Origin of the sequence: Phytohabitans maris (assembly GCF_031085175.1) — a bacterium.
GTDB lineage: Bacteria > Actinomycetota > Actinomycetes > Mycobacteriales > Micromonosporaceae > Phytohabitans > Phytohabitans maris.
Genome location: NZ_JAVHUY010000039.1, coordinates 49222 through 71143 on the forward strand (window position 1 = coordinate 49222; position 21922 = coordinate 71143).

The following is a 21922-nucleotide window of genomic DNA, read 5'->3' on the forward strand; positions in this document are numbered from 1 at the left end:
ATGCCTACCCGTAATTAAACCCCGGCGACCCAGGCATCGATTCCCGCCGTGAGCCGCCGCCGTACCTCCGCCGGCGCGGCCGAGGCCTCCACCGAGTGGCGGGCCAGCGTGGCCAGGTCGGCGTCGGCGCAGCCCAGCTCGTGCCGGGCGATCTCGTACTGGCCGTGCAGGCCGCCCGGGAACAGCAGCGGGTCGTCGCTGCCGAGGGCCACCCGGACGCCGGCGTCGAGCAGGGTACGCAGGGGGAGGGCGGTGTAGTCGGCGATGACCCCGAGCGGCGGGTATGACGTGGGGCACACCTCGAGCGCGACGCCCTTCGCGGCGAGCAGGTCGAGGGTGCCCGGGTCGGCGCTCGCGGTCAGGCCGTGGCCGATCCGGTGCGCGCCGAGCAGGTTGACGCAGTCGCGTACGTGCCAGGCCGGCTCGTAGAAGCCCGCGTGCGGTACGGCCAGCAGTCCGGCCTCCGCCGCGATCCGGAACGCCGGCGCGAAGTCGGCCACCCGCCCGCGCCGCTCGTCGTTGGAGAGTCCGAACCCGATCACGCCGGCGCCGGCGTACCGGGCGGCCAGCCGGGCCACCTCCTGGGCCACGTCCGGCGGGCGGGCCCAGCTCGCGGCCAGCACGACGCCCATCGGGTGGGCGCGGGCGCCGGCGAGCACCGCCTCCACCACGGCCTCCTGGCCGCCGGCGCGCTCGGCGTAGGAGGTGGGGTCGACCTGGAGCTCCACCCACCCCGCGCCGTCGGCCGCGTCGTCCGCGGCGGCCTCCGCCACGACCCGGGCGATGTCATCGGGGGTACGCAGGGCGGCGCGCGCGGCGTCGTAACGCGTCTGGAAAGCGGCCCAGCCGTGCGCCATGCCGGGGCCGAGCGGCGGCGGCACGGGTACGCCGTAGCGGTCGGCGAGCTCGGCCAGCGTCTCCGGGCGCATCGAGCCGGTCAGGTGGAGGTGGAGGTTGGCCTTCGGCAGGTGGCGGAGGTCACGCACCCGCCCGACCCTAGTCCCGGTGGCTGCGACTACGCTGCGTCCACATCCGACTACGAGGCGTTGAATCCGTTCCTCCGTACGGGTTGCGGGGCGTCGAGGGGTCCTCGGCCGAACGGAGGAGGTCGAGGCATGTCGCTCTTTGATCATCGAACACGGAGGATATCTACCCTCATGTCAGGACTCTCTGGGCATACCCGACTTGCCGGTCTGGCGAGGTTGTGGACCTCGCGACGCCTAGTGACGCTGAGTGACTGATTTGCTTGGCTAACAAAGTGGTGGGCGTCACAAAATCACTCTATGTAAGCGCAAGGAGTGCTGTCTAACCTCGCTGGATGCGTGACGACGACAGCAAGTTCCCCCAGTACGCCGCCGCAGCCAGCAGTAACCGTTCGGCTGATGGCGGATCCACCGGACGGCATCGGGCAGCTCGTGATCTTCACGTTCCGTCATGGGCTCAGGCGGCGTCCTGGGCCCGGACGTTGCCCTCGGTAGTCGAGGAGCGAGCGAGGCGATGGGCGACCGACCTGCCCGCCTGGCTCCGCGCCCGCGACTGGTCGCAGGTCCGCGGCCACCTGGACACCGGCAAGGTGCGGCTAACCGTGGCGACCGGGATCATCGGCGTCCTCGGCTTCGCCGCCTTCGCCGAGACCGGTGCCGCCAGCAGCGGCCCGGTGACCACGGTCTCCCCGGTGACCGCCGCACAGGCCGAGGCGCAGCGGGCGGAGGCGGCCGGCGCCCCGGCGTCCCGCGCCGAGCGGGCCGAGGCCGGGGCCAAGGCGGCCGCCGACCAGAAGAAGTCCACGAAGGACAGTGCCGCCGCACAGAAGCCTGCGGCCCAGGCCCCCGCCACCACGAAGGCCGCCCCGAAGGCACCGGCCAAGCTCACGCCGGTCGCCGGCCTCTCGCAGGTACAGACCGAGAACGCCGCCGCGATCGTCCGGGCCGGCGCCAAGAACGGCGTCCCCGAGCGCGGCATGATCATCGCGGTGGCCACCGCGATGCAGGAGAGCACCCTGCTCAACCGGGCCAGCGAGGTGCTGCCCGAGTCCAAGAACTACCCGCACCAGGGCACCGGCTGGGACCACGACTCGGTCGGCCTCTTCCAGCAGCGCACCAGCTCCGGCTGGGGCCCGGTGGCGAGCCTGATGCAGCCCGAGTACGCCGCGACGAAGTTCTACCAGGGCCTGCTGCAGGTGCCCGGCTGGGACCGGATGCCGCTCACCTACGCCGCGCAGGCGGTGCAGGTCTCGGCGTTCCCCGAGGCGTACGCGCGGCACGAGGGCGCGGCGACCGCCGTCGTGCGCGGGCTGCTCCAGCAGGGCGCCGCCAACGGCTGACCTCCGGGATGGGCGAGGGGTGGTCGCGTCCGGGCACTATGGAACGACCCCCTCGCCCCCCGGAGGCACCCGTGACCGAACCTCAGCCGCCAGCGGCGGCGTCCGAGGAGCCCGCCGCGGAAGGTGGACCCGCCGAGCCGCCCGCCGGCTTGTGGGACCGCATGAAGAGCGACCCGCAGTACGCGCCGGAGCACCTCGCCCTGGAGGCGGTCCGGCGGCTCGGCCCCGAGGCGAAACGCTGGGTCGAGCTCTCCCGGGCCCGGCAGCCCGGCGTACCCCCGGACGAGCTGGCCCGCCGCGTCACCCGCCGCTTCGTCAACCTGGCCCGCCTCTCCGGCGCGGTCTCCGGCGCCGCCGGCCTGCCCGGCGCGGTGGTCGACGTGGGCGTGCTCGCCTGGACCCAGGCCCGGATGGTGCTGCACGTCGCCGCCGCGTACGGGATCGAGCCCACGCACAACGACCGGGCCACCGACCTGCTCGTCCTGCAGAAGGTGCACAAGGCCGCCGAGACCGCGCGCCTGGCGCTGGGCGTGGCGGCGGGTCGCGAGCGGGCCGGTGCGCTCTTCGGCCAGCCGGTCGCGGCCGGGCGGACGTTTCTGCGGCTCGGCGTCAAGCTGGCCCAGATGGCCGGCGTCGGCGCCGCGAAGCGGATGGTCGCCAAGGTCGTGCCGGGCGCCGGCGTCGTCTTCGGCACCTGGGCCAACTCGGCCGCGACGAAGGACCTGGCCCGGCGCACCCAGGCGCTCTACCGCCAGCCGCGGCTGCCTAGGCCGCGAAACGGCGAGGGTACGTGACCTCGGAAAGCTTTCGCTGACCGTCCGAGTCCGGGTGAAACCAGTCGACCCGGTTGATCATGTCGAGGTTGAACCGCACCCGGTGGGCGGCGCCGCCGTCGTAGACGCACTGCCGGCCGTACGCCTTGCAGGCGGCCGCGAGCTGCGCGTTGTACGCGTCGACCCGGGCGGCCACGGTGGCGCGGCGGGCGGCGTCCGGTCCCGCGTTCGACGTCGGGTTGGCCAGGAGCGCCGGGCAGATGCCGCGCGCCCAGGCCTTCACCGCGCGGGCCTCGGTGTGCCCGACCTCCCAGAGGCGGTTGAGGTCGGGGATGCTCACCACCAGTACGCGTGCCTTGGGCAGCCCGCTCTTGAGGCGGCCCAGAGTGTCGTCGAGGTCTCGCCGGAAGTCGGCGACCGGCGTCATCTCCTCGACCCGGGCGCGGCAGATGTCGTTGGCGCCGATCAGCACCGTCACGTACTCGACCCTGGCGTCGACCGCCTTGTCGGCCTGGGGCGGCAGGTCGGCCGCTCGGGCGCCCGGCTCGGCGAAGTTGTGCGCGTTGCCCTTGATCGCCTTGTTGTCCCCGCGCAGCCGGCGGTAGTGGCTGTTGACCAGGCCGCTCTCGCCCGTCGACCACGAGTGCCGGCCGCACCGGTGGAAAGTGATGCAGGAGCCGAGGCCGGTGGTGATCGAGTCGCCGAGGGCGGCCATCGACGACGGAAGACCGCTCTTGGACGGCGTGGTCGTGGCACCGGGCCGGCCGCCGCCGCTGCCCTCCTCGCAGGCCAGGGCCACGATCGCCGCCAAGGCGAACAGGATGGTGGTCCAGCGTCGGCGCATCGCGGCATCCCCCGATGTCTCGGTGGCGGACAGCAACGGCCTGACTACTCTAACGAAGCATCTTGGTGCGGCGCCCCCCGCTTCCGCGGAACGCCCGCGCGGCGGGCACGACACGCGGGCGGCACCTTAAGCTTCAGCGCATGGATGGGCTGGGCGAGATCGTCGCGCTGGTGGCGATCGCGATGATCGGCACGGCGTTCGCCCGCAAGCTGGGGCTGCTGGCGCCGATCGTGCTGGTGGTCGCCGGGCTCGGCTTGTCGTTCCTGCCGTTCGTGCCCGAGGTGCACCTCGAGCCGGAGCTGGTGCTGGTCGGCATCCTGCCGCCGCTGCTGTACGTGGCGGCGATCGAGATGTCGGTGCCGGCCTTCCGGTTCAACCTCCGGCCGATCCTGCTGCTCGCGGTGGGGCTGGTCGTCTTCACCGCGTTCGTGGTCGGCACCGTGCTGCACCTGCTGCTGCCCGACGTGCCGTACCCGCTGTGTGTGGCCTTCGGCGCGGTGGTCGCGCCGCCCGACGCGGTCGCCGCCACCGCGGTGGCCCGGCGGATCGGGCTGCCCCGCCGGCTGGTCACGATCCTCGAAGGCGAGAGCCTGATCAACGACGCCACCGCGCTGGTGACGCTGCGCGTGTCGGTGGCGGCCGCCACCGGCGCCGCGGTCGGCTTCCTCGACGTGGCCGCCGACGTGGCGCTCGCGGCGGGCGGCGGCATCGCGATCGGCGGGGCCGGCGCGCTGGTGCTCGCCTTCCTCCACAAGCGGATCAAGGACCCGCTGATCGACACCGCGCTCTCGCTGCTCACGCCGTTCCTCATCGTGCTGCCCGCCGAGGCCGTGCACTCCTCGGGCGTCGTGGCCGTGGTGGTCGCCGGGCTGTACATCGGCCACCGGATGCCCACGCTGATGTCGGCGGCCTCCCGGCTGCAGACCGACGGGTTCTGGCGGATGGTCCGGTTTCTGCTGGAGGGCATGGTCTTCCTGCTCGTCGGCCTCCAGCTCCGCGAGATCCTGCGCGACCTGGACACCCCGTTGAGCGAGGTCGTCTGGGTCACCGCCGTGGTCGTGCTGACGCTGATCCTGGCGCGGTTCGTCTGGGTCTTCCCGGCCACGTACGCCGCCCGGCTCGTGCCGAGGGCGCGCCACCGGGACCCGGCCACCTCGGCCAGCTACCCGGCGGTGATCGGCTGGGCCGGGATGCGCGGCGTGGTGACGCTGGCCGCCGCGCTCGCCCTGCCCGAGACGAGCGAGGTCGCGTACCCGCGGGAGCTCTTCGTCTGGCTCGCGTTCGCGGTGATCGTCGTGACGCTGGTGCTGCAGGGCGCGACGCTACCCTGGTACGCGCGCCGCCTGCGGGTGCCGCCGGACGACCCGACCCAGGACACGCTCGCCGAGGCCGCGATCCAGAACGCGGCCAGCCGCGCCGCCCGCGACCGGCTGGAGGCGCTCGCCGACGGCGCCCCGGCGATCACGGTCGAGCGGCTGCGCGAGCTCGCCGAGCACCGAAACAACAAGGCGTGGGAACGGCTGGGCGGCGGCGCGGAAACGCCGTCCCGGGCGTACGGTCGGCTCCGCCGCGAGATGATCGACGCGGAGCGCGAGGTGTTTCGGAGCGCCCGCGACGAGGGACGCATCCCCGAGGAGGTGCTCCGCCGGGCCCAGCGCGACCTGGACCTGGAGGAGTCCTTGCTGCAACGGACAGAGGAGTAGGGAGTAACAGGCATGGCGTGTACGCATCTCGCCGAGGCCGGCACGGTGGAGCCGCAGAGCACGGAGGGCTGCCAGGACTGCCTGGCCGCCGGCCACCGCGACTGGGTGCACCTGCGGCTCTGCCTCAGCTGCGGCCGGGTCGGCTGCTGCGACTCGTCACCGGCCAAGCACGCGAGCGCCCACTACCGCGCCACCGAGCACCCGGTGATCAAGTCCTTTCAGCCCGGCGAGGACTGGCGCTGGTGCTACGCGGACGAGCAGCTCGGCTGAGTCCACCCCGTGGAGGCTCACGGAACCAGGGGGCGGACCTCCTGCGCGACGAAGCGGACGAAGCCCTCCAGGTCGGGCTCGTCGGGCGTGGGCTGGAGGACCACGGTGTCGGCGCCGGCCTCCACCCAGCGCTGGATGGCCTCGGCGAACTGCTCGGCGCCGCCGGCGATGCTCCGGCCCTCGATCGTGTCGTAGCCCCACTTTCTGCGCTCCCCGTCGAGGCGCTCGGCCGCGCTCGGGCCGGTCGCGGCGTGCACGTAGACGACGGTGGTGTGCGGGTCGCCGGCGCCGGTGGAGCGGCGCGCCCGCCCCTCGTCGACCAGCGCGCGGGCCGCACGCAGCTCGTCCGGGCTGTTGCCGCCGGTGACGATCGTCCCGTCGGCGATCTCGCCGCAGAGCCGCAGCGACCTCGGCCCGGTCGCGCCGGCGAAGATCGGCGGCGGTGCGGCCGGCGGCCAGTCGAGCCGGACACCGTCGAGCGACACATAGCGCCCCTTGGTGGTGACCCGCTCGCCGGAAAGCAGGGCGCGCAGCGCGTCCGCGTACTCACGCAGGAGGGTGACCGGCGACTCGACCCGCGCCCCGACCTGGCCCATCCAGGACTGCACGCCGTGGCCGATGCCCACCACCGCGCGGCCGGGGAAGAAGCGGTTGAGCGCGGCCATCTCCATCGCGGTCAGCGCCACGTTGCGCAACGGCACGGGCAGCAGACCCACGCCGACCCTGAGCCGCTCGGTCCAGCCCAGCGTGGCGGCCATGCTGGCGATGCCGCCCTGGAGAAAGCAGTCTTCCCAGAGCCACAGCTCCTCGAGCCCCGCCTCGTCGGCGGCCCTGGCCACGGAGCGCAGCCGCTCCGGCGGAAACTGGGGCAGGTAAACGGCGCCGAGTGTCGTCATGCCCGCGATACTGCCTCACGCCCCTGACAAAGCGGCGATCAGCTCGCGCTCACGCTCGGGGCTCAGGCCGGCGGCCCGCTTGCGGTCCAGGCCCCGCTCCCGTTCCCAGGCGAGGGTGTCGGCGAGGACCTGCTCGCGCGGGCGGTGCCGCAGCCCGGCGCGGACCGCGGCGGAGCCGTCCCGGGCCATGAACGACTCCCAGCCCGGCGTGCCCACCCACATGGCCAGCGATTCTTCGCCCATGAACTCGGCGACCTCCCGCGACCGCAGCCACGCCGGCTCGGCCGGGACCACCGGGCCCTCGTGCCCGCCGACCGCGCGGGACAGCGCGATCCACTCGCCGAGCGGCAGCACCGGGCCGACCGCGTCGTACGTGCCGGTGGTGCCCGCCTCGGCGGCGCCGATCAGCCAGGCGACCAGGTCGCGCACGTCGACCACCTGCGTGGCCTGGTCGGGCACGTCCGGTACCAGCAGCGGCGCCTGGCGGTCGCGGGCGGCGCGGGCCACCCAGTAGCCGGTGCGGTCGGTGTGGTCGCCCGGCCCGCCGATCAGTCCTGAGCGGGCGATCAGCAGCCGGTCGCCGGCCGCCGCCCGGCAGGCCCGCTCGCTGGCCACCTTCGCCTCGCCGTAGAGCTCGCGGTCGACGGTGTCGAGGTCGGTCGGCGGGAGCAGCGGGGCCGACTCGTCGGCGCCGGGCGTGCCGTAGCCGGCGTAGACGTTGCCGGAGGAGACGTACGTCCAGTGCCGGGCCCGCGGGGCGAGGGCCGCCAGCGCGCCGCGCACGAAGCCCGGCTGCCACGACACGTCGACGACCGCGTCCCAGTCGCGGTCGACCACCCCGCCGTACGCGTCCGGCGCGCTCCGGTCGGCGGCGACCAGCGTCGCGCCGCCGGCCACCGCGCCGCTCTCACCCCGCGCGAGGCAGGTCACCGCGTGCCCGCGGGACAGCGCCTCCCGGGCCAGCTCGCGACCCAACCATGCCGTGCCACCCAGGACCAGGACCTCCATGGGACCAGACAACCAGCCGGGTACGCGGCGGCCCAGACCTGTTCACCCAGAGCGCAAGCCCGGGGCCTACAGGCGTGCGATCAGCAGGGCGGCGACGAGCAGCGAGAACCAGTGCAGGGCCTGGTCGGCGACGTACATGCCGCAGACCGGCGAGGTCTGCTCGGCGAAGACCGGGGATCGGGTCAGCCGCAGCAGCTGGCGCACCGGGGTGCGGCGGTCCAGGATCGCGTGGCTGACGACGGAGAAGCCGAAGCCGGCGACCACGCCGGTCGCCGATAGCGGCAGCTCCAGCGTGAACGCGGTACCGGCGAGCACCACGCCGGCGGTCAGGTGGTACGTCAACAGGTGGCCGACCATCGCCCGCAGCCCGGCCTGTCCCTTGGCGGCCTTGTTGTCGGCCTGCTTGTCGGTCTGCGCGATGTGGTCGCCGAGCTGGTGCCCGATCAGTAACGCGAGAAGGGCCACCCCGAATGTGGCCTGGATGGTCAGTTGCTCGGCGTTCATCATGGCATCCTGCGCGACGGCTCAACTTCGATCAGCGTGCTACCTGACAGTTCCCTGGATTGTGGTAAAGGTCGCGCAGGTTTGAAGTATCGGGCCGGTGGGGACAGGGCCGCATGACACAGACGGCTGCCGATCGATTTCCCACCCGGCACCTGCCCCGGGTGACCGTACGAGAGCTGCCCGACCCGCCCCGGTCGCCGTGGCGGATCATCGGACCCGGGGTGGTGGCGGCCGGCGTGGGGCTGGCTTCCGGCGAGTTCGTGCTCTTCCCGTACATCGCCTCGCAGGTCGGGCTCGTCTTCCTCTGGGCGGCCGCGGTCGGCATCATCACCCAGTACTTCCTCAACATGGAGATCGAGCGGTACACGCTCGCGACCGGGGAGACCGCGCTGACCGGCTTCTCCCGGTTCTGGCGGCACTGGGGTCTGGTCTTCGCGATCATGGTGTACTTCGCGAACCTGTGGCCCGGCTGGTCCACCAGCTCGGCCACCATGGTCACGTACCTCTTCGGCGGCGACGCCACCTGGATCGCGGTCGGCATGCTGCTGGTCATCGGCGCCACGCTGACGCTCGCGCCGGTCGTCTACAACGCGCTGGAACGGGTCGAGTTCGTCAAGGTCGCGCTCGTCGTGGTCTTCATGGTGGTGGCGATCGGGTTCGCCATCTCGGCGAGCGCGTGGGGCGACCTGCCGGACTCGGTCACCGCGCCGGAGTTCCCGACCGAGCTCGGCTTCGCGCTCATGCTCTCCGCGCTCGTCTTCGCCGGTGCCGGCGGCGGCCAGAACCTCTGCCAGAGCAACTGGATCCGGGACAAGCGGTACGGCATGGGCGCCTACGTCCCGCGCCTGACCAGCCCGGTCACCGGCCACGAGGAGGCGGCCGCCGGCGGTGGCGGGTACGTCTTCGAGCCGAGCGAGGACAACCTGGGCCGCTGGCGCCGGTGGTGGAAGCTGGCCAACCAGGAGCAGCTCGCCACGTTCGTGCTGATCTCGTTCGTGACGATCGTGCTGATGTCGCTGCTGGCCTACTCCACCGTGTACGGCGTACCGGGCCTTTCGAACAGCGTCTCGTTTCTGGAGGTGGAGGGGGAGCGGCTCAAGCAGATCGTGGGCGGCTGGTTCGGCGTACTCTTCTGGGTGGTCGGCGCGCTGTCGCTCTTCGCCGCCGCGATGGGCATCGTCGACTACACCAGCCGGCTCGCGGCCGACGTGCTGAAGACCTCGTACCTGCCCCGGGTGTCGGAGAGCAAGCTCTACTTCGGACTCGTCTGGGGCCTGGTGGCGATCGGGTGCGGCATCCTCGTCGCCGGTTTCGACCAGCCGCTGCCGCTGCTCGTCATCTCCGCCTGCGTCGGCGGGCTGATGATGTTCTTCTACTCGATCCTGTTGCTGGTGCTCAACCGCAAGGTGCTGCCCAGCCAGATCCGGCCGCGTGCCTACCGGGTCGCGGCTCTGATGTGGTCGGTGGCCCTCTTCGGCGTCTTCTCCGCGCTCACCGTCTGGCAGCAGGGGGACAAGCTGCTCGACTGGCTGCGCTGACGCTCCGCGTTCGTGATCGAAGCTCCCGCCACGTCGTTAGAACGACATGAGGGGAGCTTTGATCACGAGCTAGACGATCTCTTCGGGCCGGGGCTTACGCACCACGTCCCGGTACTTGGGATGGCTGGCACCGTAGAGCGCGAAGTTGAGCTTGGCCTCGCTCAGCGTCAGATCGCCGTTTGGCCCGCCCACCGCGACGAACGCCCCCGGATCCGCCTGCGCGGGGTCGGTCCAGAAGCAGACCGGGCATGTCACGCACCCGGTCCGGTAACCACAACATGGACAGCGGCTTACCACCGCAGCCTGACCCTTACCACCCACGCGCTCTAGCCTTTCACGCCACCCGCCCCCGGCGTAACCCGGGGACGGGTGATCGTATGGCCGATCTTTCAGCTACAGGTGGCGCCGTTCAGGGTGAACAGGCCGGGTCGCGGGTTGGGTCCGCTGGTCGTGGCATTGAAGCCGAACGTTTTCGACACGCCCGGTTCGATGCGGCGGTTGTGCGACTGGTTCCGCGCGGTGACCACGGCGCCGGACTGGGTGGTGTCGGCCAGCCACGACTGGGTGACCTTCTGTCCACCTAGGAACGCCCAGCGCAACGACCACCCGTCGATCGCGGTCGTGCCGGCGTTGGCGACCGTGACCTGCGCGGTGAAGCCACCGGTCCAGGTGCCGTGCACGACGTAGCTCACCCGGCAGCGGGTCGCCGGGGTCGAGCCGGCCGCGCCCTGGTCGGCCAGGAACGAGGCGACCCAGGCCAGGGCCGAGTTCCAGTTGATCGCCACCTCGTTCGTCGCGTACGACTCGATGTGGTCGACGTAGCAGAACATCGGCGCGCAGCCGTCCAGCAGCTGCTTGGCGTACGGGTCGTCGAGGCTGGCGTTCGCCCCGCCCGCGATCGAGCCGGCCGGCGGGTGCGGCAGTGCGGCGTCCGCCTGGTTGGCGAAGATCCGGCTGTGCTGGTTCTGCGACGCCTTCTCGCCCCAGCCGGTCACATAGGACTGGTTGAGCGCGTTGCGGCCCAGGACGTAGTCGATGCCCTGGATCGTGCCGTCCCGGTACTTCGCCGCGCCGGAGAGGTCGTACGCGGTGGCGAGCACCACCATGTTGTTGAGGATGTTGCTGTTGGCGCCCCAGAAGTAGGCGCCGCGGTGGCCCGGCATCGGCAGGCCGTACGCCTGGCCGGCCTGGGTGGCGAGGTAGGCGTCCGCGGCGGCGAGCACCGAGGCGCGCAGCCGGTCCCGCTCGGCGGCTGGCAGTCCACTCGGGACGGTGGCCAGGTCGAGCCGGCCGAGCGCGGCGGTGCTGCCCCAGCCGAAGCCGGTCAGGCCGAACACCTCGTCGCTGGTGTGGTGCGGTGAGGCGGTGACGTCCGCCAGGTACCCGGCCTCGCCGGTGGTGAGGTACAGCTCGGCGGCCGCCCAGTAGAACTCGTCGGTCACGTCACCGTCGCTGTACGTGCCGCCGCCGTTGCCGTCCTGCGGGTCGGCGTACACGGCCGGGTTGGCCTCGGCCGCCGCGTACGCGGTCTTCGCCGCCGCCAGCGCCCTGTCCGCGAACGCCGCGTCGTACGGCGCGAAGAGGCGGGCGCCCTGCGCGGCGGTGGCGGCGAGGTTGAGCGTGGCTGCGGTGGACGGCGCGTGCAGCTCGCGCTGCTGCGGGTCGTCCTGCGGGGCCATCGGGATGCCGGTCCAGTTGGCGTCGTGCATCTTGTGGTGCGCCATCCCGGCGAGCGGCTCGCCGGCCGGCACCTGCATCCGGAGCAGGAACTCCAGCTCCCACCGCGCCTCGTCCAGCACGTCCGGCACGCCGTTGCCCCGCTCGGGTACCCGCAGGGTGCCGTCGGCCAGACCCGCGCCACCGCCGGCGCTCGGGGCGGTCTTGGTCCGCTCGAACGTGCTCAGCAACTGGGCGGTGGCGATGCCGCCGTTGACCACGTACTTGCCGTGGTCGCCCGCGTCGTACCAGCCGCCGCGCACGTCCAGCCGGTAGTCGCAGACGCCGGCCTGGCAGGGTACGTCGGTGTCGCCCTTGTTGGGGGCCACGCCGAGGTGGCCGGCGGGGCGGGCGTACTCCGCGCCGATCAGGCCACCGTCGATCTCGATGCCGCTGCGCTGGGCGTAGAAGAACTGGAGCGAGTCGGACCGGAGCTGCTTGAAGACGTCAGACGATATGTCGAACGGGTGGCTGGTCTCGCCGTCGGCGGTCAGCGTGTACCCCGTTCCCGCGGTCGTGAAGGAGCCGAAGTCGACGGTGTGGACGTTCTGCGCGGAGGCCTGGTCGGTGCCGCGCGGCGTGGTCTGGCCGCTGGCCACGACGGTGCCGGCGCTGTCCTTCAGCTGCCAGGGCAGCGCCTCGGTGGCGGTGGTGACGAGCGTCGCGCCCTTCGGGCCGGACGGGAGGTAGCCGACCTGGTTGACCCGGACGCGTGGCCCGGTCTCCGGCACGTACGGCGGCTCCTCCTCGCCGCCGAGCAGGGAGACGTTGTCGAGGCAGAAGGTGTACGCGGTGGCGTTGGCGCCGACCTGGAACGCGACCTGCGCCTGGTCGGTGTCGACCGGTGCGGTGAAGGTGAACTCCAGGCGCTGGCTCTCGGCGGTCAGCTGCACGTCCCGGCTCAGGTACGAAGTGAACGGGTCCACGCCGAGCTGCACGGCGGCCCGGACGGTGGCGCCCGGCGTCGCGCTGGCGTCGAAGGCGAACGTGTACGCCGCGCCGGCGATCAGCGGTACGTCGTTCTGGCCGACGCCCGCGTCCCACGGGTTGGCCAGGCCGCCGGGCACCTCGGAGCAGAGCTTGCCGTCGACCACCGCCGTGGAGGTGGTGCCGTACGAGTACCAGCCGCTCGTGCCGTCGTCGAAGTCGCCGTTCTCCACCTGCTCCGGCGCGCCCCCGTTGCCGCCGCCGGACTCGCTGGTCAGCGAGACGTCGTCCAGGCAGAACGTGAACGGGTCGGCCGAGCCGCCGAGCTGGAACGTGAAGACGCCGTTCGCGGAGTCGAGGGAGCCGGTGAAGTCGTACCCGAAGGTCTGGGGTGTGGTGGTGAGGGCGACGTCGCGGGACAGGACGGTGGTGTAGGGGACCTCGTCGAGCTGGACGTTCGCGCGGACGGTGACCGGCGCGGTGGCCCAGGCGGTGAAGGTCAGCCGGTATGCGTCGCCGTCGACCAGCGGGATGTCGCCGTGGCCGAGGCTGGCGTCCCAGGGGTTGGCCTGGCCGCCCGGCACCTCGGCGCAGAGGCGGTCGCCGGCGGCGGAGATCGGGGTGTTTTCGGTGCTCCACCAGGGCACGGTGCTGCCTTCGAAGGTGCCGTTGTCTATGTGCTCGACCTCTTCGGCGTAGGCCGTGGCGGTGAGTCCGGTGGCGGTGAGGAGGGCGGCGGCGAGGACCGCGAGGAGGCGTCGGGGCACGGCGGATCCCTTCCAGATGTGGGAGCGCTCCCATTGGGCATCGATGTTGCCAGCGCGTTTCGGTGATGTCAATCGATGTCTTGGCCCGCCCTGGCGTCCAGCGCGTGACTGCCCGGCCGGCCCCGGAACAAAAAGGAATTTAACCCCGTAGCGGGCGGGAGCGGTGATCTACTAGAGACATCCAAACGTCGCCCTGGCAGGCTCCCAGCCATGACCCTGAAGCTGCGCTACGCGGCGGTGAGTGATACCGGCCTGGTTCGGCCCGCGAACCAGGACTCGGTGCACGCCGGGCCGCGCCTGCTCGCCGTCGCCGACGGCATGGGCGGGATGGCCGCCGGTGACCTCGCCAGCCGCATCGTCATCGAGTCCGTGGCGCCGCTGGACCGGGAGATACCGGATGACGGGTTGATCGACGCGTTGCGCGAGGCGCTCGCCACCGCCAACGGCCGCATCCGCGAGGCGGTCGCCGAGGATCCGAGCCGCGACGGCATGGGTACCACGCTCACCGCCGTGCTGTTCACCGGCACCGCCCTGGCCCTCGGGCACGTCGGAGACTCCCGCGCGTACCTGCTGCGCGAGGGGGAACTGCAGCAGATGACCAGGGACGACACGTTCGTGCAGATGCTCGTGGACGAGGGCGTGATCACCCCGGAGCAGGCCAGCCACCACCCGCGGCGGGCGGTGGTCACCCAGGCGCTGCAGGGCGGGGACGCCACCCCGGCGTACACGTTCATGCGCCCCACCGCCGGTGACCGGTGGCTGCTGTGCAGCGACGGCCTGTCCAATGTGGTCACCGCGGAGACGATCGGGGAGACGCTCGGCGGGTACCCGGATCCGGGCGAATGCGCGCGGCGCCTGGTCGACCTCGCACTGCGGGCCGGCGGGCCGGACAACATCACCGTCGTGATCGCCGACGTGGTCGAGGAGGGCTGATCCTCCGGCGTCGCCGACGCTTCTCCTTTGGCTTGGCCCGACGGTGCTTCTTGCGGCGCAGCCGATGCGCGGCCCTCGCGCCGTGGCCCGATGCGGCGCGGACGGGATACGGTTCCGTCCATGCATCCCGGCTCGCCGCCGCCACCCCCGCCCAACAACCAGGTGGGCGCCACCCTGCCGATCCTGGTCGGCGGGCTCGCGCTGCTGCTGCTCGCCGGCATCATCGCCGGCGCGATGATCATTTCTTCCGACCTGGAGAACGGTGGCCCGGGGCTCTCGGCCGCCTCTTCGTCACCGTCCTCCGTGCCCTCCGCCACGTCTTCACCTTCCGCTCCGGCTGCGCCCGCCTCGGCGTCGCCGTCCCCGACACCGTCCACTTCGGAGGACCCGCTGCACGACTCGTGCCTGATCGGCACCTGGCAGGAGACCTCGCACGACACCGACACGACGATCGACGGGGTGAAGATGCGCCTGCACAGCTGGGGAGCCGTCCAGCACTTCCGGGCCGACGGCACGCTCGAGGTCAGGTACGGCGACCGCGGCATCAACGCCCGCGCCAAGGTCAACAATCGCACGTACGAGGTGATCACGACCGGCCGGATGACGTACAACTGGCAGACCAACGGCGGCCAGATCCTGTACAGCAACTCGAAGGCGACCGGCACCGTGATCTGGCGGCAGAGCGGCAAGGAGACCGGCCGCGCGCCGCTGAGCGGCAGCATCGACCCCGAGCGCTACACGTGCGGCGGCGACTCGCTGCGCCAGTTCGGCCCGACCTGGACCATCGAACTCCGCCGCATCAACACCGCCCCCCTGTGAAGCTCCACCGGCGGGGCGGCGGGGCGGCGGGGCCGCGGGGCCGCGGGGCCGCGGGACGCGACGGGCCGCGGGGCCGCGGGACGCGACGGGCCGCGGGGCCGCGGGGCGCGACGAGGCGCGATCTATTCCAAGAAGAGGTGAGCTACCGCGACGTCCGCGGTGGTCCACACCCAATGCCACTCAGCCCAAGCCCGATCACGGGCCAGCCCGTCCTGGCCGGAACGGCTTGACACCCCAAACCCGGCGGACACGCGGCGATCGTGGTATTCCGGTGCCTCCCCGAGGGCACCTGGATACCACGATCTCGACGACCGCCCGGTGCTCGTCGGCCAGGCCGATCGGGAGGAGGGTGAGGCGGCTTGTGCACCACGCACGACCGGGACGGTCGCCTGCTCGATCGACAGTGCCGGATACGCACGCGCCGATCCCGCCGAGCCAGCCCACCCCGACGGCGTTCAAAGGGCGGACGGAACCTCGACCCCGAGAGTTCAGGGCTCAACAGCGGAGCGTCCCGGCAGATCGTGGTACGGATCCGCCCGCCCGAGGGCACCTGCGTACCACGATCTCGACCACCCGCCCGGTGGTGACCGCGGGCCGCCGGGCCGGGCGACGGCCTGACGCTCCCGAGCGTGCCCAGCTCACAGCCTTGATCGGATTGGCGTGAGTGGCATGGGTCAGGACCGCCTCACCCTCCGCGTGACAAGGCGGCCGGTCCGCCGCTGAGCGGATGGGCAGACCCCGCCCTGGACCGGCGGCCGGCGGCCGGGTACCTCGGCGGTCGGGCCCCACCACGACCCGAGGTTGCCAACCGCGGAGGGTGAGGCCGCGGGAACGCACCCCAGGAAACGCTCCACGTTTCCCCGGGACCCCGCGCAACTACCGCGGACATCGCGGTAGCTCATGTCCTTGGAATGGGTCCTTTGGATCAGCGGGCGCCGCAGGGGGCGCGGCGCCCGGGATGTGTCAGCGGTCGAAGCGGCAGCAGGCGATCACCGCGGCCGACTCGCCGGGCAGGTCGGCCGCGTCGTGGACCAGGACCAGGCCGGGCTCGGTCGCGGCCAGCACCGAGCGGGCGGTGCCGCGCAGGTTGATGCGCTGGGTGGTGCGGCCCAGGTTGGCCACCACCACGCACGAGCCGCGGCGGATGGCGAGGAAGCTGCCGCCGTGCCACACCTCGCTGCGCCGAAGCACCGGCGCGGCCAGGTCGGGGTGGCTGCCGCGCAGCATGATCAGGCGGCGGTGCAGGTCGAGCATGTCGCGGTGCTCGGCCTTGTCGAGCTCGGACCAGTCCAGGGCGCCGAGCGTCGGCACCCCGTCGGGCACGAACGGCACCCGCGCCGCCCACTCCTCGCCCATCTGCAACACCGGCGTGGAGGGGGCGGTGAGCAGCAGCGTCGCCCCGATCCGGAGCAGGCCGGGGGAGAGGGCGGCGGTGGGGCGGTCGGTGGTGAGCACGGTCGAGAAGCCGGCGCGGAGGATGCCGAAGAGCTGCTCCAGCGACCCGAACTCGGCCCGGTAGTCGCGGTCGAGCGCCGGGATGCCGGCCGCGCCGCCGGTGGAGGGGGCGAGCAGTTCGGCGAGGTCGGCGCCGGGTCCGGGGATGAACCGCGCGCCGGCGAGGCCCGAGCCGGCGATCAGCGCCAGCGGCCGGCCGAGGCTGATCGAGAGCGCGGAGACGGCGGTGGAGAGCTCGTCGAGCAGCAGCATCGCGTCGCGGTCGATGAGCGTGTGCGCGGCGTCCAGCCGTACCCCGTCGGCGTGGTAGTCGCGCAGCCACATCAGCACGTTGTCGGTGATGAAGCTGCGCATGCCGGCGCCGTGCGGGCCGTCGAGCGCGAGCGTGTGGCCCCAGGTGTTGGCCACCTCGGCCAGGTACGGCCCGATGCGGTGGGCGCCGGCGCCGGGCTGGAGATGGTCGTACGCCAGGTCGAGCACCACCGCGATGCCGCGCTCGTGGCAGGCGTCGACGAAGCGCTTCAACCCGTCCGGCCCGCCGTACGACGGGTGCGGCGTGTACCAGCAGGCGCTGTGGTGGGTCGAGCCGCGCTCGACGTTGACCGGGTGCAGCTCGACCGCGCTGACGCCGAGCTCGGCGAGGTGGTCGAGGCGGGCGATCGCCGCGTCGAACGTGCCGTCCGGGGTGAAAGCGCCCACCCGTACCGAGTAGATGACACCGCCGGACAGATCGCGCCCGGTCCACTGGTCGTCGGTCCACGGGAAGGCGGCGTGGTCGTAGGTGCGGCTGGGGCCGTGCACACCGTACGGCTGCCAGCGCGAGCGCGGGTCGGGCAGCGGCTCGTCGGAGTCGTCCAGCAGGTACATGTAGTCGGTGCCGTGCGCGGCGCACTCCACGTGGGTGCGCCACCACCCGCCGGCGTCGAGCGCCATGGAGTGGTCGATCCCGCCGATGCGCACGCGAAGCCGCGAGGCCTCCGGCGCCCACACACTGAATCGAGTCATCATGTGGCAGCCACCAAGAGAGCTACTGGATAGGCGGACAGCACTTCGGACAGCGGCACCCGCCGGGCCTGCCACGTGCGCCCTGTCAACGCGTCGGTCCAGCGCCCCGGAGCCAACGCCAGCTTAGTGCCGCCCCAGCCCCCACGAAATGCCAACTTCGCTGGCAATCTGGTGGCTACCGCCACGACACCATCCCGGTCGAACGCCACCGCGTGCTCGGCCGCGGACCCCTCCACCGACACCGGTGAATAGCCGGTGAACGGGCGGTCGCGCCGGGCCCGCAGCACCCGGCTCGTCACGAGCAGCTTGGCCGCGCCGGTCTCGTCCACCGGCGGCAGCCACCCCGCGTCCAGGCGGGCGAGCAGGTCGCGCCGCGCGCCGAAGTCGACCGGCCGGCGGTTGTCCGGGTCGACCAGCGAGTTGTCCCACAGCTCCGTGCCCTGGTACGTGTCCGGCACGCCCGGCATCGCGAGCTGCACCAGCTTCTGGCCGAGCGAGTTGGACCAGCCGTACCCCGTGATGCTCACGACGAACGCCGTGATGTCCGCGCGCAGCGCCTCGTCGTCGTAGGCCCGGTCGACGGCGCCGTGCATCGCCGCCTCGAAGTCGCGGTCCGGGTCGCTCCAGCTGGTGGAGACGGAGGCCTCGCGCGCCGCCTTCTCCAGGTAGGCGTGCAGCCGCTCGCGCTCGATCGGCCACGCGCCGGCCACGGTCTGCCAGAGCAGAAGGGCAAGAGCCCCACGGTTTGAATCGGGCCCAGCTGGGAGCGGCGCGGCCTTCGTCCACCGGCGCAGCGCCGCCGCCCATTCAGCCGGCATTTCCGTGAGTACGGCGAGCCGGGCCCGCACGTCCTCCGAGCGCTTGGTGTCGTGTGTGGACAGCGTGGTCATCGAGTGTGGACAGTCCCGCTCGCGCATGGCGGCCGCCCGGTGGAACGCCTCCGGCGTCACGCCGAAGCGACCCGGGTCGCCACCCACCTCGTTGAGCGCGACGAAGCGGGTGTACCGGTAGTAGGCGGTGTCCTCCACGCCCTTGGCCATCACCGCGCCGGTGTACTGCTGGAAGCGCGCCGCCAGCTCGTCCTCCGGGTCGCCGAGCCGGGTCGTGACCGCGTCCAGCGCCTCGGTCAGGTCGGGGCGGCGGTGGCCGGCCTCGACGCGAGCGGCCGCGAGGTGGCGGGCGCCGCTGGGCAGGTACGAGCGGTAGACCTCGAAGCAGGCGGCCAGCTCGGCGAGGGCCTCCGCGGCGCGCGGGATCTCCGGCGCGAGCCGGGCCAGCCGGTCGCGCTCGGTGGCCAGCAGCGTGGTGGCGGCCTCCACTTTGGACTGGTACGCGACGTCGGGCCACCTGGCGGTCCCGGCGAGCCGGCTGAACGTCTCCTCCCCATCCGGGTCGACGAAGAGGCCGCACACCTCACCCAGCGCGTCGTACCCGGTGGTGCCGTCCACCGGCCAGGAACGGGGGAGCCGTTCGCCCGGCCGCAGGATCTTCTCCACCAGCAGCCACGCGGAGGGCGCCGTCCCGCGCAGCCGGGCCAGGTATGCGCCCGGGTCGCGGAGCCCGTCCGGGTGGTCGACCCGGATGCCGTCGGCGTCCCAGCGCAGGATCTCCGCGTGTGTCGCGTCGAACACGTCCGGGTCCTCGACGCGCAGTCCGGCCAATGTGGACACCGCGAAGAAGCGGCGGTAGCTCGGCCCCTTGCGCCACGAGACGAGCCGGTAGTGCTGGCGGTCGTGCACCTCGCGCGGCTCGCCGCCGCCGGTGCCGTCCGCGATCGGGAAGCACTGCTCCTGGTACACCAGCTCGTCGCCGACCACCTTGAGGTCGTCGAGCGCGGCGGGGTCGTCGGCGAGCACCGGCAGCCGGATCCGCCCGCGCGCCCAGTCGATGTCGAACCACGGCGCGTACGGCGAGCCCTGCCCCCGGCGCAGCACGTCCCACCAGGCCGGGTTGGCCGAGGGCACCGCGACGCCGGCGTGGTTGGGCACGATGTCGACCACCAGGCCGAGGCCGGCCTCGCGGAGCGCCTCGCGCAGCCGGTCGAACGCGGCCGGCCCGCCCAGCTCCGGGTTGACGCGGGAGTGGTCCACGACGTCGTACCCGTGGGCGGAGCCGGGCGCGGCGGCGAGCAGCGGCGCGCTGTAGAGGTGGCCGACGCCGAGCGCCGCGAGGTAGTCCACCTGCTCGGCGGTCGCGAGCAGGTCGAAGTCCGGCCGCACCTGGATGCGGTAGGTGGGGCGCGGCCGGCCGCGCTCGTCGCTTCGCTCCTCGGACCGGACCTCGCCGGCCTCGGGGCGCGGCCCGGTCATTAGAGCGCCCGGTCCAGCACGAGCAGCGATCTCTCCAGCACGCGCACCCGCGCACCCGCGCCCACCGTCTCCGGGCTGACCGGTCCGGCCTCGGCGGTGTCGATGACCGCCTGCCACTTCTCGCCGTACTCCTCCGGTGGCAGCACGAACTCGACCGGCTCGTGGTGGCCGTTGAAGCAGAGCAGGAACGAGTTGTCCGACTGGCGCTCGCCGTACCGGCCGCGCTCGCGGATCCCCTCGCCGTTGACGAAGACCGCCAGCGCGCCGACGTCGCTGTCCCAGTCGGTGCCCTGCATCTGCCGCCCGTCCGGCGTGAACCACTCCATGTCGGCCACCGGCGTCGACGCGCTGCGCGTCTTGACCGGGTCGCCGGTGAAGAAGCGCCGCCGCCGGAACACCTTGTGGCGGGCCCGGAACGCGGTCAGGTGACGGACGAAGTCGAGCAGCCGCTCGTCGACGTCCTCCCAGTCCACCCAGGAGAACTCGTTGTCCTGGCAGTACACGTTGTTGTTGCCGCGCTGGGTGCGGCCCAGCTCGTCGCCGTGGCTGAGCATCGGCACGCCCTGGGAGAGCAGCAGCGTGGCGAGGAAGTTGCGGCGCTGCCGGGCGCGGAGCGCGAGCACGTCGGCGTCGTCGGTGGCGCCTTCCACACCGCAGTTCCACGAGCGGTTGTAGCTCTCGCCGTCGCGGTTGTCCTCGCCGTTCGCCTCGTTGTGCTTGTCGTTGTACGACACCAGGTCGGTGAGGGTGAAGCCGTCGTGGCAGGTGACGAAGTTGATGCTGTGGAACGGCCGCCGCCCGTCGTCCTGGTAGAGGTCGGCCGAACCGCTGATCCGGCTGGCGAACTCGGCGAGCACCGGCTGCGAACGCCAGAAGTCGCGGGTGGTGTCGCGAAACTTGCCGTTCCACTCCGTCCACAAGGGAGGGAAGTTGCCCACCTGGTAGCCGCCGGGCCCGATGTCCCACGGCTCGGCGATGAGCTTGACCCGGCTCACCACCGGATCCTGCTGCACCACCTCGAAGAACGTGGAGAGGCGGTCGACCTCGTAGAACTCCCGGGCCAGCGCGGCGGCCAGGTCGAACCGGAAGCCGTCGACGTGCATCTCCTGCACCCAGTACCGCAGCGAGTCCATGATGAGCTGGAGCGTCTGCGGGCCGCGCATGTTGAGGCTGTTGCCGCAGCCGGTGTAGTCCAGGTAGGACTGTGGCGCGTTGTCGGCGAGCCGGTAGTACGCGGCGTTGTCGATGCCCTTGAAGCCGAGCGTCGGTCCGAGGTGGTTGCCCTCGGCGGTGTGGTTGTAGACCACGTCGAGGATGACCTCGATGCCGGCGGCGTGCAGCGCCCGCACCATCCCGCGAAACTCCTGCACCTGCTGCCCCAGCGGGCCCATCGCCGAATACCCGTGGTAGGGCGCGAAGTAGCCGATGGTGTTGTAGCCCCAGTAGTTGCGCAGGCCACGCTGGTCAAGGTGGTGGTCGTGGATGAACTGGTGCACCGGCATCAGCTCGATCGCGGTCACGCCCAGCCGCGTGAGGTGTTCGATCATCACCGGGTGGGCGATGCCCGCGTACGTGCCGCGCAGCTGCTCGGGGATGTCCGGGTGGCGCCAGGTGAGCCCCTTGACGTGCGCCTCGTAGATGAGCGTGTCGTGGTACGGCCGGCGGGGCGGGCGGTCGTTGCCCCAGTCGAAGTACGGGTTGACCACGACCGCCTTCGGCATGAACGGCGCCGAGTCCACTTCGGACATCCGCTCGGGGTGCTCCAGGTCGTACCCGTAGAGGGCCGGATCCCAGCGCACGTCGCTGTCGACGGCCTTCGCGTACGGGTCGAGGAGCAGCTTGTTGGGGTTGCAGCGGAGCCCGCGCCCCGGGTCGTACGGCCCGTGCACCCGGAAGCCGTAGCGCTGGCCGGGCTCGACGCCGGTCAGGAAGACGTGCCAGACGAACGCGTCGACCTCGGGCAGCTCGATCCGCCGCTCGGTGCCGTCGGAGTCGAAGAGGCAGAGCTCGACGGCCTCGGCCACCTCGGAGTAGATGGCGAAGTTGGTGCCCACACCGTCGTACGTCGCGCCCAAGGGGTATCGGCGCCCAGGCCACACCAGCATAGCCACACAGTACGGCGTGACCTGGGC

The 21922-nt window shown here is 72.2% G+C and carries 17 protein-coding genes; 7 read left to right on the top strand and 10 right to left on the bottom strand.

The annotated features are described in order from the left end of the window. Window positions 1-14: 14 nt before the first annotated feature. Window positions 15-986: an adenosine deaminase gene (gene add, locus RB614_RS32465; protein WP_308716501.1), complete on the bottom strand. Its 972-nt coding sequence runs from the start codon at window positions 984-986 to the stop codon at window positions 15-17. Window positions 987-1465: 479 nt separating this feature from the next. Here add and RB614_RS32470 point away from each other — a divergent pair, with 479 nt between their 5' ends. Together RB614_RS32470 and RB614_RS32475 are read left to right on the top strand one after the other, a co-directional pair. Next, a complete protein-coding gene (locus tag RB614_RS32470; protein ID WP_308716502.1) occupies window positions 1466-2323 on the top strand; it encodes a peptidase M23 in 858 nt (285 codons plus the stop codon). A 38-nt stretch (window positions 2324-2361) separates the two neighbouring features. Continuing rightward, entirely contained in the window at window positions 2362-3117 is a 756-nt protein-coding gene (locus RB614_RS32475) for an EcsC family protein (RefSeq protein WP_428983153.1), read from the top strand. Here the strand turns inward: RB614_RS32475 and RB614_RS32480 are convergent. Then, a complete protein-coding gene (locus tag RB614_RS32480) occupies window positions 3089-3940 on the bottom strand; it encodes an SGNH/GDSL hydrolase family protein (RefSeq protein WP_308716504.1) in 852 nt (283 codons plus the stop codon). The genes RB614_RS32475 and RB614_RS32480 overlap by 29 nt on opposite strands. Before the next feature lie 140 nt (window positions 3941-4080). Here RB614_RS32480 and RB614_RS32485 point away from each other — a divergent pair, with 140 nt between their 5' ends. Both RB614_RS32485 and RB614_RS32490 read left to right on the top strand, forming a co-directional pair. After that, window positions 4081-5643, top strand: coding sequence for a Na+/H+ antiporter (locus RB614_RS32485; protein ID WP_308716505.1), 1563 nt, complete (start codon window positions 4081-4083; stop codon window positions 5641-5643). Window positions 5644-5655: 12 nt separating this feature from the next. Further along, complete coding sequence (locus RB614_RS32490) at window positions 5656-5913, top strand: UBP-type zinc finger domain-containing protein (RefSeq protein ID WP_308716506.1); 258 nt, start codon at window positions 5656-5658, stop codon at window positions 5911-5913. A gap of 17 nt (window positions 5914-5930) precedes the next feature. Here RB614_RS32490 and RB614_RS32495 read toward each other — a convergent pair whose 3' ends face one another. The 3 genes from RB614_RS32495 to RB614_RS32505 form a co-directional block, all read right to left on the bottom strand. Next, the gene (locus RB614_RS32495) at window positions 5931-6809 is read right to left on the bottom strand and encodes an LLM class flavin-dependent oxidoreductase (RefSeq protein ID WP_308716507.1); all 879 of its coding nucleotides are present in this window, start codon (window positions 6807-6809) and stop codon (window positions 5931-5933) included. 15 nt (window positions 6810-6824) lie between these two features. Continuing rightward, a complete protein-coding gene (locus RB614_RS32500; protein ID WP_308716508.1) occupies window positions 6825-7817 on the bottom strand; it encodes an NAD-dependent epimerase/dehydratase family protein in 993 nt (330 codons plus the stop codon). A gap of 66 nt (window positions 7818-7883) precedes the next feature. Then, on the bottom strand, window positions 7884-8321 hold the full coding sequence (locus tag RB614_RS32505; protein WP_308716509.1) for a DUF3307 domain-containing protein: 438 nt from the start codon (window positions 8319-8321) through the stop codon (window positions 7884-7886). A 113-nt stretch (window positions 8322-8434) separates the two neighbouring features. Here RB614_RS32505 and RB614_RS32510 point away from each other — a divergent pair, with 113 nt between their 5' ends. Beyond that, window positions 8435-9859, top strand: a complete 1425-nt coding sequence (locus RB614_RS32510) for an Nramp family divalent metal transporter (RefSeq protein WP_308716510.1) — start codon at window positions 8435-8437, stop codon at window positions 9857-9859. Window positions 9860-9928: 69 nt separating this feature from the next. On the opposite strand, the gene RB614_RS32515 is transcribed toward RB614_RS32510, so the two are convergent. Together RB614_RS32515 and RB614_RS32520 are read right to left on the bottom strand one after the other, a co-directional pair. Continuing rightward, window positions 9929-10180, bottom strand: a complete 252-nt coding sequence (locus RB614_RS32515) for a CPCC family cysteine-rich protein (RefSeq protein WP_308716511.1) — start codon at window positions 10178-10180, stop codon at window positions 9929-9931. Between the two features lie 68 nt (window positions 10181-10248). Then, window positions 10249-13269, bottom strand: a complete 3021-nt coding sequence (locus RB614_RS32520) for a glycoside hydrolase family 9 protein (protein ID WP_308716512.1) — start codon at window positions 13267-13269, stop codon at window positions 10249-10251. A gap of 210 nt (window positions 13270-13479) precedes the next feature. On the opposite strand from RB614_RS32520, the gene RB614_RS32525 reads away from it, so the two are divergent. Together RB614_RS32525 and RB614_RS32530 are read left to right on the top strand one after the other, a co-directional pair. Continuing rightward, the gene (locus RB614_RS32525) at window positions 13480-14202 is read left to right on the top strand and encodes a PP2C family protein-serine/threonine phosphatase (RefSeq protein ID WP_308716513.1); all 723 of its coding nucleotides are present in this window, start codon (window positions 13480-13482) and stop codon (window positions 14200-14202) included. Between the two features lie 120 nt (window positions 14203-14322). After that, window positions 14323-15021 (top strand): hypothetical protein, encoded by a 699-nt coding sequence (locus tag RB614_RS32530; protein WP_308716514.1) that lies wholly within the window; start codon window positions 14323-14325, stop codon window positions 15019-15021. A gap of 963 nt (window positions 15022-15984) precedes the next feature. Here RB614_RS32530 and RB614_RS32535 read toward each other — a convergent pair. From RB614_RS32535 to glgX, 3 genes are read right to left on the bottom strand one after another with little or no spacing between them, the layout of a single operon-like run. Beyond that, window positions 15985-17481 (bottom strand): alpha-amylase family glycosyl hydrolase, encoded by a 1497-nt coding sequence (locus RB614_RS32535; RefSeq protein WP_308716515.1) that lies wholly within the window; start codon window positions 17479-17481, stop codon window positions 15985-15987. Continuing rightward, window positions 17481-19790, bottom strand: a complete 2310-nt coding sequence (gene treY / locus RB614_RS32540; protein WP_308716516.1) for a malto-oligosyltrehalose synthase — start codon at window positions 19788-19790, stop codon at window positions 17481-17483. The genes RB614_RS32535 and treY overlap by 1 nt, the downstream gene beginning before the upstream one ends. Next, entirely contained in the window at window positions 19790-21895 is a 2106-nt protein-coding gene (gene glgX, locus RB614_RS32545; protein ID WP_308716517.1) for a glycogen debranching protein GlgX, read from the bottom strand. The genes treY and glgX overlap by 1 nt, the downstream gene beginning before the upstream one ends. Between the last annotated feature and the right edge of the window lie 27 nt (window positions 21896-21922).